Consider the following 15537-nt stretch of genomic DNA (forward strand, 5'->3'; position numbering starts at 1 on the left):
AGGAGATCCCCCCAGTGACAACGAATCTCGCGACGAAACTGTCCGAAGACGAGCTGCGCGCGCTCGCCGAGCAGGGCGCGGCCGAACTCGGCCCCGACGCCTCGGCCGCCGAGCTGATCGCCTGGACCGACCGCACCTTCGGCACCGGCTACATCGTCGCGTCGAACATGCAGGACGGCGTGCTGGTGCATCTGGCCGCGCAGGCCCGGCCCGGCGTGGACGTGCTGTTCCTCGACACCGGTTACCACTTCGCCGAGACCATGGGCACCCGGGACGCGGTGGAGGCCGTGTACGGGGTGAACGTGGTCAATGTGCGGCCCGAGCACAGCGTCGCCGAGCAGGACGAGCTGCTGGGCAAGGATCTGTTCGCGCGCGACGCGGGCGAATGCTGCCGGTTGCGCAAGGTGGTGCCGCTGACGAAGTCGCTGGCGGGCTACAACGCCTGGATCACCGGTATCCGCCGGGTGGAGGCACCGACCCGCGCCAACGCGCCGCTGATCACCTTCGACGAAGCTTTCGGACTGGTGAAGATCAACCCGATCGCACCGTGGTCCGACGACGAGATGCAGGCCTACATCGAGGCCAACGGCATTCTCGTCAATCCCCTGGTGGAGGAGGGTTACCCGTCCATCGGCTGCGCGCCGTGCACGCGCAAGCCCGAGCCGGGGTCCGATCCGCGCAGTGGCCGCTGGGCCGGCCTCGCCAAGACCGAGTGCGGATTGCACCAATCATGACCATCACCACCTCTGGGAGTGAGCCTGTGAGTACCCACACCACCGAACGCGAGCTCGGCCTGACCGAGTTCGACACCCTCGCGGCGCTGGAGTCCGAGGCGATCCACATCTTCCGTGAGGTCGCCGGCGAGTTCGAGCGGCCGGTGATCCTGTTCTCCGGCGGCAAGGACTCCACGGTCCTGTTGCACCTGGCGCTCAAGGCCTTCTGGCCCGCGCCGCTGCCGTTCGCGCTGCTGCACGTGGACACCGGGCACAACCTCGACGAGGTGCTCGAGTTCCGCGACAAGGTGGTCGAGAAGTACGGCCTGCGCCTGCACGTGGCCTCGGTGGAGGAGTACCTGGCCGACGGTCGTCTCACCGAGCGTCCCGACGGCATCCGCAACCCGCTGCAGACCGTCCCGCTGCTCGACGCCATCACCGAGCACCGCTTCGACGCGGTCTTCGGCGGCGGCCGGCGCGACGAGGAGCGTTCGCGCGCCAAGGAGCGGATCTTCTCGCTGCGCAACGCCTTCGGCCAGTGGGACCCCAAGCGTCAGCGTCCCGAGCTGTGGAACCTCTACAACGGCAAGCACGCCCCGGGTGAGCACGTGCGCGTGTTCCCGCTGAGCAACTGGACCGAGCTCGACATCTGGCGCTACATCGCCCGCGAGGACATCGACCTGGCCAGCATCTACTACGCCCACGAGCGTCCGGTGTACCAGCGCGACGGCATGTGGATGACCCCCGGCGTGTGGGGCGGCCCGAACGAGACCGAGGTCCTCGAGACCCGTTCGGTGCGTTACCGCACCGTCGGCGACGGTTCCACCACCGGCGCCATCATCTCCGACGCCGCCGACAACGAGGCCATCCTGGCCGAGGTCGCCGCGTCCCGACTGACCGAACGTGGTGCGACCCGTGGCGACGACCGCGTGTCCGAGGCCGCCATGGAAGACCGCAAGCGAGAGGGTTATTTCTGATGTCCGACCTATTGAGGCTGGCCACCGCCGGTTCTGTCGACGACGGCAAGTCCACCTTGGTCGGACGCCTGCTCTACGACACGAAGTCCGTGCTGGCCGATCAGATCGACGCGGTCACCCGCGCTTCGGTCGACAAGGGTCTGTCCACCCCGGACCTGTCGCTGCTCGTCGACGGCCTGCGCGCCGAGCGTGAGCAGGGCATCACCATCGACGTGGCCTACCGCTACTTCGCCACGCCGAAGCGTTCGTTCGTGCTGGCCGACACCCCCGGCCACGTGCAGTACACCCGCAACACGGTCTCCGGCGCGTCCACCGCGCAGCTGGTGATCCTGCTGGTGGACGCGCGCAAGGGTGTCATCGAGCAGACCCGTCGCCATGCTGCCGTGCTGGCGCTGCTGGGCGTGCCGCGCCTGGTGCTGGCCGTGAACAAGATCGACCTGGTCGACAATCCGGCCGAGGTGTTCGCTGAGATCTCGGCCGAGTTCGGCACCCTCACCGCGAAGCTGGGCTGGGCCGAGTCCGACGTGCTCGAGATCCCGGTCTCGGCGCTGCACGGCGACAATATCGCCAGCCGTTCGGCGAACACCCCGTACTACGACGGTCCCTCGCTGATCGAGCACCTGGAGTCGGTGCCGGTGGACGCGGATTCGACCGGCGCGCACGCGATCGGCCTGCGTTTCCCGGTGCAGTACGTGATCCGTCCGCGCACCGCCGAGTACCCCGACTATCGCGGGTACGCCGGCCAGATCGCGGCGGGCTCGGTCTCCCCCGGTGACGAGATCGTGGTGCTGCCCTCGGGCAAGCGCACCACCGTCGAGCGGGTCGACACTCCCGACGGTGAGCTGGCGGTCGCCCAGGTGGGCCGCAGCGTGACGCTGCTGCTGGCCGACGAGGTCGACATCTCGCGCGGCGACATCATCGCCTCGCCCGCCGACGCGCCGGAGCCGATCGACACCTTCGACGCGACGGTCTGCTGGCTCGGTGACAAGGCGCTGCGCCCCGGCGCGCGTCTGCTGCTCAAGCACGGCACCAAGACCACCCAGGCGATCGTCGGCGCTCTCGTGGAGCGCTTCGACGAGCAGACCCTGACCGCGCAGGAGAGCCCGGAGTCGCTGGAGCTCAACGACATCGGCCGGGTCTCGCTGCGCCTGGCCGAGCCGATCCCGGCCGACGACTACCGCACCAACCGGCACACCGGGTCGTTCCTGCTGATCGACCCCGCGGGCGGCAACACTCTGGCCGCGGGCCTGGTCGGCGATGTGCTGACCTCCGTCGAGGTCGGTACCGCGGTCCGATGACGCACACGCTCGCCCCGCTGCGCGGCCCCGTCGGGGTGCCGCGCGGCGGTGGCGGGCCCGCGTTGCTGGCGGTCGCGCACGGCAGCCGTGATCCGCGGTCGGCGGCGACGATGGCGGCAGTGGTCGCCGATGTCGCGGCCGCGCGGCCCGAGCTCACGGTCCGGCTGGCCTTCCTCGATCTCAGCGCCCCCTCGGTGGAGCAGGTCGCCGACGATCTCGCCGCCCAGGGTCACCGCGAGGTGATCGTGGTTCCGCTGTTGCTGGGCAACGCTTTTCACGCGCGGGTCGATCTGCCCGCGCTGCTGGCCGAGGTGACGCGGCGCCATCCCCGGCTGCGGCTGACCCAGGCCGATGTCCTCGGCCCCGATCCGCTGCTCGTGGCGGCGCTGGGTGATCGTGTCGCCGCCGCCGGTCATCCCGGATACCCCCGGGAACACGCTGCGCCCGCGCTCGGTATGCGGCCCGGCGTCGCCGTGGCCGCGGTGGGCTCGAGTGACGCGGCGGCCAACCGGCGGACCGCCGCGGTAGCGCGCCGGCTGGCCGCGCTGACCGGTCTGCGCACCGAGATCTGCTTCGCGACAGTCGAACCCAGCATCGGCCTCGCCGTCGAACGTTTGCGTGCCCGTGGTTCCGCGCGGATCGTGGTCGCGCCATGGTTCCTGGCACCCGGATTGCTCACCGACCGGCTGCTCGCCGCCGCGCCCGGGATCACCCACGCGGAGGTCATCGGCGCCCACGCCGGCCTGACCGAGGTGATCTGGGCGCGATTCGACACCGCCGTCGCCGCGGACCTCGAACTCTCGGCCTGATTCCGGCAACCGTTCACCCCGGCTTCCGAGCAGGACTTGCCCTCAGTCGACGTTCGACACGGCCTCGCGGTGTTGACGCGGGGCGCCCTGGGTAATGCCCGGAGCATCGACTCGATTCACTCCCGGGCAATGCGGTCCGGGTGATCGACGTGGCGCGTAAGGTGCGGCGGCACGGGCCGAGCAGGCGCTCACCCTGATCAACTACGCGATGCAGCCCGAGGACGGCGCTTGTATCCAGTTCGCCGACACTCGCGTCGACGTCGCGACCTGGGGCCGCGTTCCCCGCAGCTTCGTTCGCCTCACCCACGACAACGTCCTCCCCCCTTGGTCACGAAGATGATCGCTGACGCCGACAAACTCACCCCTGACAACACCTTCGATGTCCAAACCCTGCCCGCGGGGCACGTCGACGTCGCACTCCGTGCCGAAGAACTGGCCGCCCTCCTCGCCGACCTGACCCGAGCCCCGGCGACACCGACACCGGTGACCCACCTCACAAGCCCTCATCTCTTTACTAGATACCCCCAGGGGGTATATGTTCGTGACAACGCAAACGGCACAGAGAGGCGAAGACGATGACCATCCACACCGGCCACCACCACGAGCACACCGCCGGGCACGATGCCCACGCCGGGCACGGTGCCGGGGTTCCGGGTGGCCTGCAGATCACCCAGGACGGGTACACGCTCGATCTCGACACCGTGATCGCCGAGCCCGGTGAGATCGACTTCCGGTTCCGGATTCTGGGGCCGGACGGGGCGCCGGTGACCGAGTTCGACCAGCTCCACGACCGCGAGCTGCATCTGATCGTGGCGCGACGGGAGCTGACCGGGTTCTGGCATGTCCATCCGCGCCGCGAGGCCGACGGCACCTGGGCGATCAGGCTGAACCTGCCCGAGGCGGGCGCCTACCGCGTGTTCACCGACATCGCGCCGCGCACACTCGGGCGCACCCTCACCCTCGGCGCCGACCTCGCCGTCGCGGGACGCTATGCGCCGCAACCGGTCCCGGCGGTGGACCGGACGGCCACGGTGGACGGCTACGAGGTCACCGTCGACGGGGAGCTGCGCGCCGAGGGCGAGCTGCTCACCCTGACCGTCCACAAGGACGGCGCGCCCGTCACCGATCTACAGCCCTACCTGGCCGCCTTCGGCCATCTCGTGATCCTGCGCGCCGGCGACCTCGCCTACGTGCACGTCCACCCCACCGGCGAACCCGGCGACGGCATCACCCCGCCCGGACCCGAAATCACCTTCCACACCGCGGTCCCCGGTCCCGGCACCTACCGCCTGTTCCTCGACTTCCGCCACGAAGACACCGTCCACACCGCCGCCTTCACCCTCACCACCGAAACCCCGAACCCACACCAGCACGCCCACCATCACTGACCCGCGATCCTCGCGGCCGACAGCGAACAACTCGCGCCCCGGGCCGCGGCCGACACGCCGACCGGCGCCGTAACCCACGGGTTGCGGCGCCGTCGTCATCTCCTCACCCCGCGAGCAGCCGCCCGGCGATCACGCGCGCCGCGTCGACGCGGGCCGAATCACCCACCTGCCGGGCGATATTGGCGGCGCTCACCACCGCGTCCAGTTCGAAGACCAACTGTCCGGGGTCGGCGCCGGGGAAGTCGCCGAGGTCCTGAGCCTTGCCGATCTCGGTGGTCAGCAGGGCCAGCCATTCGTCGCGGTCGGCGACCACGGCGTCGCGGACCGCGCCCTGTTTGCTGCTGAACTCGGCCAGGGTGGCGACGCGGAAGCAGCCGCCGGGGAAGGGCGGGTTCTCGATGTGGGCGAACCAGCGCTCGATGAGGGTGCGGATGCGGCCGCGGCCGGCGGGTTCGCGCAGGCTCGGGGCGATCACCCGCTCGATGAACACGTCGCGGGCGGTCTGTACGGCGGCGAGCTGGAGTGCTTCCTTCGTGCCGAACAGGGTCGCGATGCCGCTCTTGCTGATGCCGAGGTCGGTGGCGAGCATCCCGATGCTGATGCCGTCGAGGCCCTCGACGGAGGCGAGCTCGGCGGCGCGGCGGGCGATGCTCGCCCTGGCGCGCGCACCCTTGGCCAGTCGCTGGTCGCCGGGCTCGGTCAGCTGGGTCATGGACTCCATTGTTCCACCGCCTCTTGCCTAGGTGCACGATCGGTCGTACTTTTATTTACGAACGATCGTACGTTCTTATTTCTCCCGCGAAGGAACCTCCCCATGACCGACGTCTCCGCTCGGCCCCTCCCACCACCGGACACCGCCGCGAGCCGCACCCTGGCCGTCGCCGCGGGTGCCGCGTTCATCGCCTTTCTCGACCTGTCGGTGGTCAACATCGCGTTCCCGTCCATCGCCACGTCCTACCCCGGCACCGCGACCAGCACGTTGACCTGGATCGTCAGTGGTTACGCCGTCGCCTTCGCCGCGCTGCTCACCCCGGCGGGCAGGCTCGCCGACGTGCTCGGCAGGCGCAGGTTGTTCGCGCTGGCACTGGCGGGATTCGCCCTCACCTCGCTGCTGTGTGGGCTCGCGCCGGGCGCGGGCTGGCTCATCGCCGGGCGCGTGCTGCAGGGCATGACGGCGGCGTTCATGGTCCCCGCCGCGCTGGCGCTCGTACTCGCGGCGACGCCGAGGGACAAGATCGGCAGCGCCATCGCGGTGTGGACGGCCGCGGGTGGGTTCGCCGCGGTGGTCGGACCCGCCGTCGGCGGCGTGCTGGTCGAGAGTCTGGGCTGGCGGGCGGTGTTCCTGGTGAATGTGCCGGTGGCGCTGGCGCTGATCGTGCCCGGACTGCGCCTGCCCGGCGAGGACGAGCGTCGCACGAGCGCGCTGCCCGACCCGGTGGGCACACTCGCGGTGGCGCTGGGTCTCGGTGCCGTCGTCGCGGCGGTCACCGAGGGGCAGAGCTGGGGGTGGACGGCACCCGGGACCCTCGCCGCGCTGCTCGGCGGCACCGCGCTCGTGGCGTTCGCGCTGCTGCGCTCACGGCGTCATCCCGAGCCCGCGGTGGCCGTCGGGCTGTGGCGCAGCAGGCAATTCGCGCTCGCCAATGCCGGGTCGTTCCTGTTCACCGCGTCGATGTTCGCCTGGCTGCTGGCCGGGCCGATGTTCCTCGACGCGCTCTGGGGCTACTCGGTGCTCGAATCGGCGGCGGCGCTCACCGTGGGCGCGGCGGCGTCGATGGTGACCTCGGTGCTCGTCGGCCGGGTCACCAGCGCCCGGGGACGGCGCTGGTCCGGAGTGGTGGGCGCACTGCTGTACACGGCCGCGCTGGTCTGGATGAGCACCGACGCGTTCGGTCCCGATCCGGCACTGTGGTCGGCCTGGGTGCCCGCCGGGCTGCTCGGTGGCGGCGGGATCGGCATCGTGGTCACCGTGCTCGGCACCGCGGCGGCGAGCGCGCTGCCCCCGCACCAGTTCGCGGTCGGGATCGGGATGAACGTGACCTCGCGGCAGGTGGGCGGCGCCCTCGGTATCGCCATGCTCGCCGCGGTCTACACCGCGATCCCCGACGACACCCTGCGCGCCTTCCACAGTCTCTTCGCCCTGTGCGCCGCGATCGGCATCGCCGTCGCCCTGCTGCTCGCCCTGCCGTCGCTGACCGGCGGCCGAACCCAGGAGTCCTGAAATGTCTTCCACCACACCACTGTCGGGCCCCTTCACTGAAGCCGACGACCCACTGCTGCTCGCCCCGGACCGCGCGGTCGCCGCACTCCGTGACGCGCCCTGGCAGCGGTTCGCCGTGCTGGGCGACTCCATCGCCGCGGGCACCGGCGACTCCAGCCCCGGGTATGCGCCCGGCGGCTGGGCCGACCGGGTCGCCGCCACCTTGTCGGCGGTGAATCCCGCACTCGTCTACCGCAATACCGGACGCGTCGGTGCCACCAGCGCGCAGGTGCGGCGGCATCAACTACCCGAGATCCTGGAGTTCACGCCGGATCTCGTGCACATCAGCTGCGGTGGCAACGATCTGTTCGAGGCCGGCGGCGATCCGAACCGGTTGCGGGACAACCTCTCCGCGATCTTCGCGGCCCTGGCCGATACCGGTGCCCAGCTGTCGACCTTCACGGTGGCCGATGTGTGGACCACCGAACGCATGGCGCCGATGCGTGCGATGCGCCCGCGCATGGCCGAGATGAACGCCGTCATCCGCGCGGTGGCAGCGCAGTTCGATGCCGTGCTCACCGAGTTCTGGGACCATCCGGTGCGGCTGCGGCCCGAGCTGATGAGCGCCGATCTCATCCACTTCACGACCAGTGGTCACGCGGTGGTGGCGAGCGAGGTCGTCCGCGCGCTGGCCGCCCGGCTCGAACGCGGCTGAGCACGGTTCTCACAGCGGATGTGGCCGGGGTGCACGGCGTCTCGCGGCAATTGCCCCGGCCACGAGGGCTCAGCCGTTTCCCTCGATCAGCTCCCGGCCGAGGGCGACGAGCTCGGCCCTGATCTCCGGTGGATCGATCACCTCGACATCGGCGCCCCAGCCCGCGAGCTGACGGGCGACCATCTTCGGGGTGTCGGCGGTGATGTGGGCGCGGACCCGGCCGTCGGCGGCAGGGCCGAGCAGGGTGCAGTGGCGGCCCTGCTGGTCGGCCAGGATCGGGGCCAGCGCGGCGGAGACGAGCACGGTGGCGGTGGCGGCTGACCGCCGCTGCTCCATGCGGGTGACGATGCCCGACCAGGCCGTGCGGAGGTCGAAATCGGCCGGGCGGTCGAAGGTTTCGTCCAGGATTTCGGCGGTGCCGATACGGTCGAGACGGAAGGTCCGGCTGCCGCGATCGGTACCGGCGATCAGGTACCAGCGCGTGTCCTTGTCCACCAGGCCCCACGGATCGACGGTGCGGGTGGTGCGGGTACCGGCGCGTTCGTAGTCGATGCGGACCCGGCGCCGGGCCACCACCGCGCGCTGGAGATCGGCCAGCGTGGGTGGCCGGGCGGCGTTCGGGCGACCCCAGCGGGCGGGGTCCACGACGACCGCGTCGGCGGCGGCCGCGGCGTCGGCACGGAAGGTCTGCGGGAGGGCACGAACGAGTTTGCGCAGCGCCGATTTCAGTTCCGGGGCGGCCTCGGCGGCCGGGCCCGCCAGCAGGAACAGGGCCCGGGTCTCGCCCGCGGACAGCCCGGACAGGTCGGTGCGGGCACCACCGATCAGCGACCAGCCACCACCGCGGCCCGCCTGCGGATACACCGGGATGCCCGCCGCCGAGAGGGCCTCGAGATCGCGGCGGGCGGTGGCGACCGACACCTCCAGTTCGGTGGCGATCTCGGCTGCCGTCACCCGCCCGCGCGCCTGCATCAACAGCAGGGTGGCCACCAATCTGTCCGCTCGCATACCCGGAGATTCTGCCCGGAAAAGTGATCATTCGGTGAGCACTTTGCCTGGCAATCTGGTTCGCATCACACCGACTACCGAGGAGCCCCGATGCTGTGCGGAATGGCCACCACCACCTACTACGCCGACGATCTCGCCGCCGCCAAGGACTGGTACACCGAGCTCCTCGGCCTCGCCCCGTACTACGAGGTGCCGGGCGGCTACTACGAGTTCCGGGTGGGCCCGACCCAGGCCGAGCTGGGCATCATCAACCGCGCCTACGCTCCGGCGGGCGCGCACAACGCACCCGGTGGCGGCGGCGTGGTGTTCTGGCACGTCGACGATCTGGCGGCCACCTTCGCCCGGCTGCTCGCGCTCGGCGCGACCGAATACGAGCCGATCACCCAGCGCGGTGACGGCGCGGGATTCGCGACCGCGGCGGTGGTCGACCCGTTCGGCAATGTCCTCGGGATCATGACCAACCCGCACTTCGTGGCGATGACGGCGGCCGCCGCGACCGGCGAGCGCGGTTAGCCGAACCAGCGTTCGAGGACGGTGGCGACACCGTCCTCGGCGACACCGCCGGTCACCTCGTCGGCCAGGGCGAGCACGGCATCGGGTGAGCCGGCCATCGCCACCGAATGCGCTGCCCAGCGCAGCATCTCGCGATCGTTGAAGCCGTCCCCGATCGCGAGCGTCGCGTCCGCGGCCACGCCGAGGGTGCGCCGGAGCCGTTCCAGCGCCCAGCCTTTGGACACCCCGCGCCGCGACACGGTGAGCCACGGACCGTATTCGCCGTGCACCCAGGACGCGTCGGGCACCTCCAGGCTCGCGAGCCTGCCCAGCATGTCCTCCACCGAACCGGCGGGCCACCAGCCGTTGAGCCGGGGTGTCGGTTCGCTGCTCAACATCCGGTGGTCGACGAGCTGGAACTCACCGATCGAGAACTCCCCCGGACCCTGCCCCGTCGCCCAGGTGCCCACCCCGACCCGCTCGGCCGCGAAGACCATCTCCGGGAACAACGCGAGCAGCGCGAGAACCGCGGGCGCGGGATCGAACGATTGCACCGCCACCGGATGACCCCTGGCGACATCGACGTGCACGGCCCCGTTGGAGCACAACGCATGTCCCTCGGTGAGCCCGAGTTCACGCAGGACCGGACGGGTGGTGAGCACCGTCCGTCCGGTGGTCACCACCACGTGTGCCCCCGCCGCCACCGCCGCCCGCACCGCCGCGATCACGCGCTCGCGCACCGCGAACCCCGAATCCAGCAGAGTCCCATCCACATCGAGCGCGATCAGCTTCGGCGCTCCCCCACGTTCAGCCACCACCCCATTGTGCCCGCCCCCACCGACACACACCTTCCCTTTCAGCCCTTCGACCAGCCCACTCCCACCCCACCCCAACCGGTTTCGACCGCACCGCAGGGTGTGGTACGCAGTGACGTCCCATCGGCATCACGTCGACCGATCTCGGTGGCCGCCCATCCCCGAGTCGACGGTGAGCCCGCGCGGGGACAGCAGCCGTGGCATGCCCTGCGCGTCGGCCGCAGGCCCAACCCGGTCGCGCCCCGCACTTCGACCGCAGGCCCAACCCGGTCGCGCCCCGCACTTCGACCGCAGGCCCAACCCGGTCGCGCCCCGCACTTCGACCGCAAGTCCAACCCGGTCGCGCCCCGCACTTCGACCGCAAGTCCAACCCGGTTGTGCCCGGCACTTCAGCTGCACGTCCAACTGGATTGCGGGCAGGCCAAGTTCGGGGCCGAATCGCGTAGTGGGGCCGCAGCGGGTCAGCGGCGAGAACCGCCGCCACCGCCACCGCCACCGCCTCCGCCGCCGCCCGCGCCGCCACCACCGCCTGCGCCGCCGCCCATCGAGCCACCGGAGGACGCGCCGCCCTTTGAACCGCTGGATGATGCTCCGCCGCCGGCGGACGGGCCGCCCTTCGAGGAACCGCCGGAGGAGGAGCTGTCCGAGCCGCCGCTGGACGCGCCACCGCCCGAAGCGCCACCACCGGACGCGCCGCCACCGCCCGACGTGTTGCCACCACCCGAAGCGCCACCGCCACCGGAAGCACCACCGCCGGAAGCGCCGTTGCCACCTGAGCCGCCGCCACCGGACGCACCGCCACCCGAGGCACCGCCGCCACCGGAAGCACCGCCACCACCGGAGGAATCGCCCCCTCCGCCGCCGCCCGAGGCACCGCCACCGCCCGCGGAGGCACCGCCGCCACCACCCGAGGCACCGCCACCGCCAGCGGAATCACCGCCTCCACCACCGCCGGCCGCGCCACCTCCACCGCTCCCGCCAGATGTCCCGCCACCGGAGCCACCACCACCCGAAGCACCGCCGGCACCGCCCGACGCACCGCCGGAGCCGTCGCCGCCGGATACGCCTCCGCCGCCGGCTGATCCACCATCGGACGCGCCACCACCGGGAGTCGAGCCTCCGGACGCACCGCCGTCACCCACGCCACCGGACGCACCGCCCGGGGACGAGCCCGCGCCACCCGTCGAAGTACCACCACCGGTCGAGCCTCCCCCGGTGGAACCATCCCCGGTTCCACCGGGAGAAGTCTGGCCGGGATCGGAAGGCCCTGTACCCGGGGAGGTTCCGGGGTGCGAGGTGCCGATGTCGCCGGGCAGGCCGCTGCCGGGGGTCGACGGGCCGTCGGAGGGGGTGCCGGTCGAGGGGGAACCGGGAGTCGAGGAGCCGGGGCCGGTCGGCGTGCCGGGGATCGACGGGGTGCCCGGTCCGGTGATCGGGCCGGGGCCGGAGATCGGGCCGGGTTCCGATGGAGTGCCGGGCTTGGTGGAGGGCTTGGGAGTCGTGCGATCCGCGAAGGGCAGCGGGTTGATGAAGCGCGCGGGGTCGCCGTAGGTGGTGCGGGCCAGCAGGGGTGAGCGGCATTCGTTGCTCGCGTCCTGGTGGCCGGAGTTGCCGCGCTCGCCGCCGGCGACCGTCTTGCCGGGCGTTTCGCCCGCGCCGAGGAACATCTCATAGGCGGTGCGGGCGGCCACTGTCGCCCCGGCGACGCCGACGCGGCCGGTGGCCGGGTCGATCGCGCCGAGCAAGCCGGAGGTGCGGGCGGCGACGAGGTCGGCGCTCATGTCGTAGAGCAGCGCCTCGGCGGGGGCACCGAGTGCGGGGAAACGGTCGAGTACCGGAGTCAGGCCCGGGTCGAAGGGGCTGCCGAACACCGTCATCGCCGACATGGCCAGCGCGGAAACCACGGCGGCGCTGGAGAACACGGCCACGTGCGGTCCGGCGCCGGTGTTCGGCTGTTCGGGCGCGAAGGTCCGGGCGGCCAGGGCGGCGGCTCCGGAGGCGATCACCTGAGCGGGGTCTGCCACGGTGACCAGCGGTACCCCGAGTTCGGCCAGGGTGCCCGCGACTTCGGGAGCCCGGGTGGCACCACCGACAACCAAGATCCGCGACAGATCGGCCAGGCGCAGTCCCGCGCCCGCGACGGTCTTGCTGACCAGTGGGAAGGTGTCGCGAATGTGCTCACCGCGCAACGCGTCGATGTTCACCATCGAGGTGAGCGTCTGGGCGTGCCTGCCACCGCGCGGTTCCCCCGCGTAGCGAGCGATCATCTCCCCCAGCGGCTTTCCGCCGAAGTCGGTGGAGCGCACCGGCGCACCCACCATCGGATGATGCGGCCAGTCCGGCCCGACGCGCAGCACCGTGAGGTCCAGGCTGGTGGCGCCGAGATCGTAGACGAGCACGAATCCCGGTTCCAGCGGCCCGTTCTCGACCTCGAGCCATTCGGCCGCGGCCACCGGCTCGGGCACGAGCAGCACCTGGCCCGCCCCCGCCAGGTGCAGCGCCTGGCCGAGCAGCGACACCTGTTTGTCGGTGTACACCGCCGGATAGGTGAGCACGATGCCCGCCGCCGGATCGGCCAGCTCGATGAGCCCGGTGACCACCGCGGCGATCAGGTTGGTCGCCGAGTAGAAGCGTCCGCCGATCACCATCGGCTCCGGATCACGGCTCAGGTCGGCGAAATCGGTGATCGCCGAGGCGAAGTCGTTGATCGCGCCGATGCGGGGCCTGCCCGCGTCGTCGAAAGTGAGTGCGGTGCGCCGTGTTCGCACCGCGGGTTTGGCCGCATCCTCGGCGACCACCGCCGAGATCGCATTGACCGCACCGATACTCAAGCCCAGACCTCTGGTCATGTATTTGCTATCCCGTCAACGCACCGTGACCACGTCCAGCACGCGAGCGCACCATGTGGCCGCGGTCGTCTTCCAAACAGCTCGCACAGATTAGCTGCGCCATGACCGAATTGCTGCGCGATTGATACGAAAGACGGGACTTTAGACCCTAGTTAGCGGATCAATGCAGGTGATCAGGCATGCGGACGACCGTCCAGCCCCCTCGACGCGATGGAATCGCCTGACAGACTCCGAGATTCAGCTACTCGCGAGTAATCACCTGACGCGTCGCCGAAATACAATCCCAGGGTTTGTTTCAACCGAATTCGTATGCACTTACCGACCGGTAATCAATTCATTTGATGGCTACAGGATTTCATCGCCGCCGAATTGCGAAGCCGTGGCGAGTAGTACACGCCGCTTTCCCATGACACGTCAATGCCACGACGGATACCCGCCAGCACACCACCCCCGACACCCGTTGACTCGAAGCACGGAGGTCCGAGCGGCCGCGAACCACGGCGTCGTCGGGATGGCCTCGGTGGCGCCGTATGTGGCTGCCGAGCACGGCGTGGTCGGCTGACCAGGTCGGTGGCGCGGCGGTCGCGGTGGACGGTGGGTTCACCGCGCGGTGACCTCGTGTACGACGAAGGCCCGCCACGTCGTCCCAGTGGACGTGGCGGGCCTCGGTCGTGAACGTCAGCCGCGGGCGAGCAGGCGCTTGAGCGAACTCGTGCGCGGGACCGCGGCTCCACCGGCGCGCGCCTGGGGTCGGCGGGCGCGTACCAGTCGGTCGAACTCCTGCGCGTCGCGGACCGGCTCGCGCAGTGTGCCCGCGTTGAAGTCCGCGGCCAGCTGCTGCACGGTCTCCTGCGCGCAGGACTTGTTGGTGCCGATGAAACCGGTCGGACCACGCTTGATCCAGCCGGTCACGTACGTGCCGGGCACCACCTCGCCGCCGGGGGCGGACAGGACGCGACCCTGCGCGTTCGGGATGACACCGCGCGCGTCGTCGAAGGGCAGATCCTTGGTCGGCACCCCGCGGTAACCGACCGAGGTGAGCACGACACCCGCCTCGAGCAGATCGATCTCGCCGGTCGGCACCGCGCTGGTGCGGCCGGACTCGTCGGCGACCAGCTCGTTGCGCTCGACCCGCACACCGGTCACCGCGTCGGTGCCGACGATCTCCACCGGCGAGGACAGGTAACGGAACACGATGCGCCGACGCTCCCCGAACGGCCGCTGCGCGACGCTGTGCAGCAGGCGCAGCTTCTGCTCGACCTTGTACGGCAGATCCGCGGTGACCTCGGGCAGCTCGCCGTCGATCGCGATGTCGATGTCGGCGGCCAGCAGGCCGACGAACTCGGGCACCGTGAACGCCGACTCGGCCGGGCCACGACGGCCCAGGATCACGACCTCCTCGACCTTGCTCTCGCGCAACGCCTTCAGCGCGTAGGGCGCGATGTCGGTGTTGGCCAGGGTGGCCGGATCGACGGTGAGGATGCGGGCCACGTCGAGGGCGACGTTGCCGTTGCCGACGATCACCACCCGCTTCTGGTCCAGATCGAACTGGTCCTCGGCGTGGTCGGGATGGCCGTTGTACCAGGCCACGAAGTCGGTGGCCGACACATTGCCCGGCAGGCCCTCACCCGGGATGCCCAGCTTGCGGTCCGCGGACGCGCCCACCGCGTAGATCACGCCGTGGAAGTGCTCGAGCAGCTCGGCGTGGGTGATGTGCTTACCGATCTCCACGTCGAGATAGGTCGAGAAATCGTCCTGCCCGGACATGATGTCGAACAGGTCGGCGACCTTGCGGGTGCGCTTGTGATCCGGCGCGACCCCGAGCCGGGCCAGGCCGTAGGCCTGCGGCAACCGGTCGAACATGGTGACCGAGACGCCGGCCTGGGTGAGCAGCTCGTCGGCGGCGTACATCGCCGACGGGCCGGAGCCGACCACCGCGACCCGCAGCGCCGCGCGCCGGGTGTCGATGGCGGGCGGCATCACCGGGCGGGCCAGCGTCGGCCGGTCCCGCTGCACGCGGTAGAAATCCGCGTTGATCTCGATGAACGGCTTCTGCTCGTGGGTCAGCTTCTTCGACGAGGTGATCGCGTCGACGGGGCAGGCCGTGGCGCAGGCGCCACAGTCCACACACGCCGACGGATCGACGTAGAGCATCTCCGCGGTCAGGAAGTCGGGCTCGTCCGGCGTCGGGTGGATGCAGTTGACCGGGCAGGCGTAGACGCACGAGGCGTCGCTACAGCACGACTGCGTGACGACATAAGGCATGGGTGACC

13 protein-coding genes are annotated in these 15537 nt (G+C 70.8%); 8 read left to right on the forward strand and 5 right to left on the reverse strand.

The features are described from left to right. Positions 1-14 precede the first annotated feature (14 nt). From ACFC06_RS24780 to ACFC06_RS24800, 5 genes are all read left to right on the forward strand, one after another. Entirely contained in the window at positions 15-734 is a 720-nt protein-coding gene (locus ACFC06_RS24780) for a phosphoadenylyl-sulfate reductase (protein WP_375936296.1), read from the forward strand. Next, positions 731-1690, forward strand: coding sequence for a sulfate adenylyltransferase subunit CysD (gene cysD / locus ACFC06_RS24785; protein WP_375936299.1), 960 nt, complete (start codon positions 731-733; stop codon positions 1688-1690). The genes ACFC06_RS24780 and cysD overlap by 4 nt, the downstream gene beginning before the upstream one ends. Then, positions 1690-2988: a sulfate adenylyltransferase subunit 1 gene (locus ACFC06_RS24790; protein ID WP_375936302.1), complete on the forward strand. Its 1299-nt coding sequence runs from the start codon at positions 1690-1692 to the stop codon at positions 2986-2988. Before cysD ends, ACFC06_RS24790 begins: the two co-directional genes overlap by 1 nt. Then, positions 2985-3797 (forward strand): sirohydrochlorin chelatase, encoded by an 813-nt coding sequence (locus ACFC06_RS24795; RefSeq protein ID WP_375936305.1) that lies wholly within the window; start codon positions 2985-2987, stop codon positions 3795-3797. Before ACFC06_RS24790 ends, ACFC06_RS24795 begins: the two co-directional genes overlap by 4 nt. A 575-nt stretch (positions 3798-4372) precedes the next feature. Continuing rightward, positions 4373-5185, forward strand: coding sequence for a hypothetical protein (locus ACFC06_RS24800; protein ID WP_375936308.1), 813 nt, complete (start codon positions 4373-4375; stop codon positions 5183-5185). 103 nt (positions 5186-5288) lie between these two features. On the opposite strand, the gene ACFC06_RS24805 is transcribed toward ACFC06_RS24800, so the two are convergent. Beyond that, complete coding sequence (locus ACFC06_RS24805) at positions 5289-5897, reverse strand: TetR/AcrR family transcriptional regulator (RefSeq protein WP_375936311.1); 609 nt, start codon at positions 5895-5897, stop codon at positions 5289-5291. A 102-nt stretch (positions 5898-5999) separates the two neighbouring features. On the opposite strand from ACFC06_RS24805, the gene ACFC06_RS24810 reads away from it, so the two are divergent. Continuing rightward, positions 6000-7406, forward strand: a complete 1407-nt coding sequence (locus tag ACFC06_RS24810; RefSeq protein ID WP_375936314.1) for an MFS transporter — start codon at positions 6000-6002, stop codon at positions 7404-7406. Position 7407: 1 nt separating this feature from the next. Next, positions 7408-8100 (forward strand): SGNH/GDSL hydrolase family protein, encoded by a 693-nt coding sequence (locus ACFC06_RS24815; protein WP_375936317.1) that lies wholly within the window; start codon positions 7408-7410, stop codon positions 8098-8100. 69 nt (positions 8101-8169) lie between these two features. Here ACFC06_RS24815 and ACFC06_RS24820 read toward each other — a convergent pair whose 3' ends face one another. Continuing rightward, positions 8170-9108 (reverse strand): helix-turn-helix transcriptional regulator, encoded by a 939-nt coding sequence (locus tag ACFC06_RS24820; RefSeq protein ID WP_375936320.1) that lies wholly within the window; start codon positions 9106-9108, stop codon positions 8170-8172. Positions 9109-9198: 90 nt separating this feature from the next. On the opposite strand from ACFC06_RS24820, the gene ACFC06_RS24825 reads away from it, so the two are divergent. Next, positions 9199-9621 (forward strand): VOC family protein, encoded by a 423-nt coding sequence (locus tag ACFC06_RS24825; protein ID WP_375936323.1) that lies wholly within the window; start codon positions 9199-9201, stop codon positions 9619-9621. Here ACFC06_RS24825 and ACFC06_RS24830 read toward each other — a convergent pair. From ACFC06_RS24830 to ACFC06_RS24840, 3 genes are all read right to left on the reverse strand, one after another. After that, positions 9618-10415 carry an HAD family hydrolase gene (locus ACFC06_RS24830; protein WP_375936326.1) on the reverse strand — a complete coding sequence of 266 codons (798 nt, stop codon included), beginning with the start codon at positions 10413-10415 and terminating at the stop codon, positions 9618-9620. The two genes, ACFC06_RS24825 and ACFC06_RS24830, sit on opposite strands and share 4 nt — an antisense overlap. A 461-nt stretch (positions 10416-10876) precedes the next feature. Then, positions 10877-13264: an Hsp70 family protein gene (locus ACFC06_RS24835; protein ID WP_375936329.1), complete on the reverse strand. Its 2388-nt coding sequence runs from the start codon at positions 13262-13264 to the stop codon at positions 10877-10879. A 678-nt stretch (positions 13265-13942) separates the two neighbouring features. Next, positions 13943-15529, reverse strand: coding sequence for an FAD-dependent oxidoreductase (locus ACFC06_RS24840; protein WP_375936332.1), 1587 nt, complete (start codon positions 15527-15529; stop codon positions 13943-13945). Between the last annotated feature and the right edge of the window lie 8 nt (positions 15530-15537).

Source organism: Nocardia sp. NPDC056064, assembly GCF_042266925.1.
Classification (GTDB): Bacteria; Actinomycetota; Actinomycetes; order Mycobacteriales; family Mycobacteriaceae; genus Nocardia.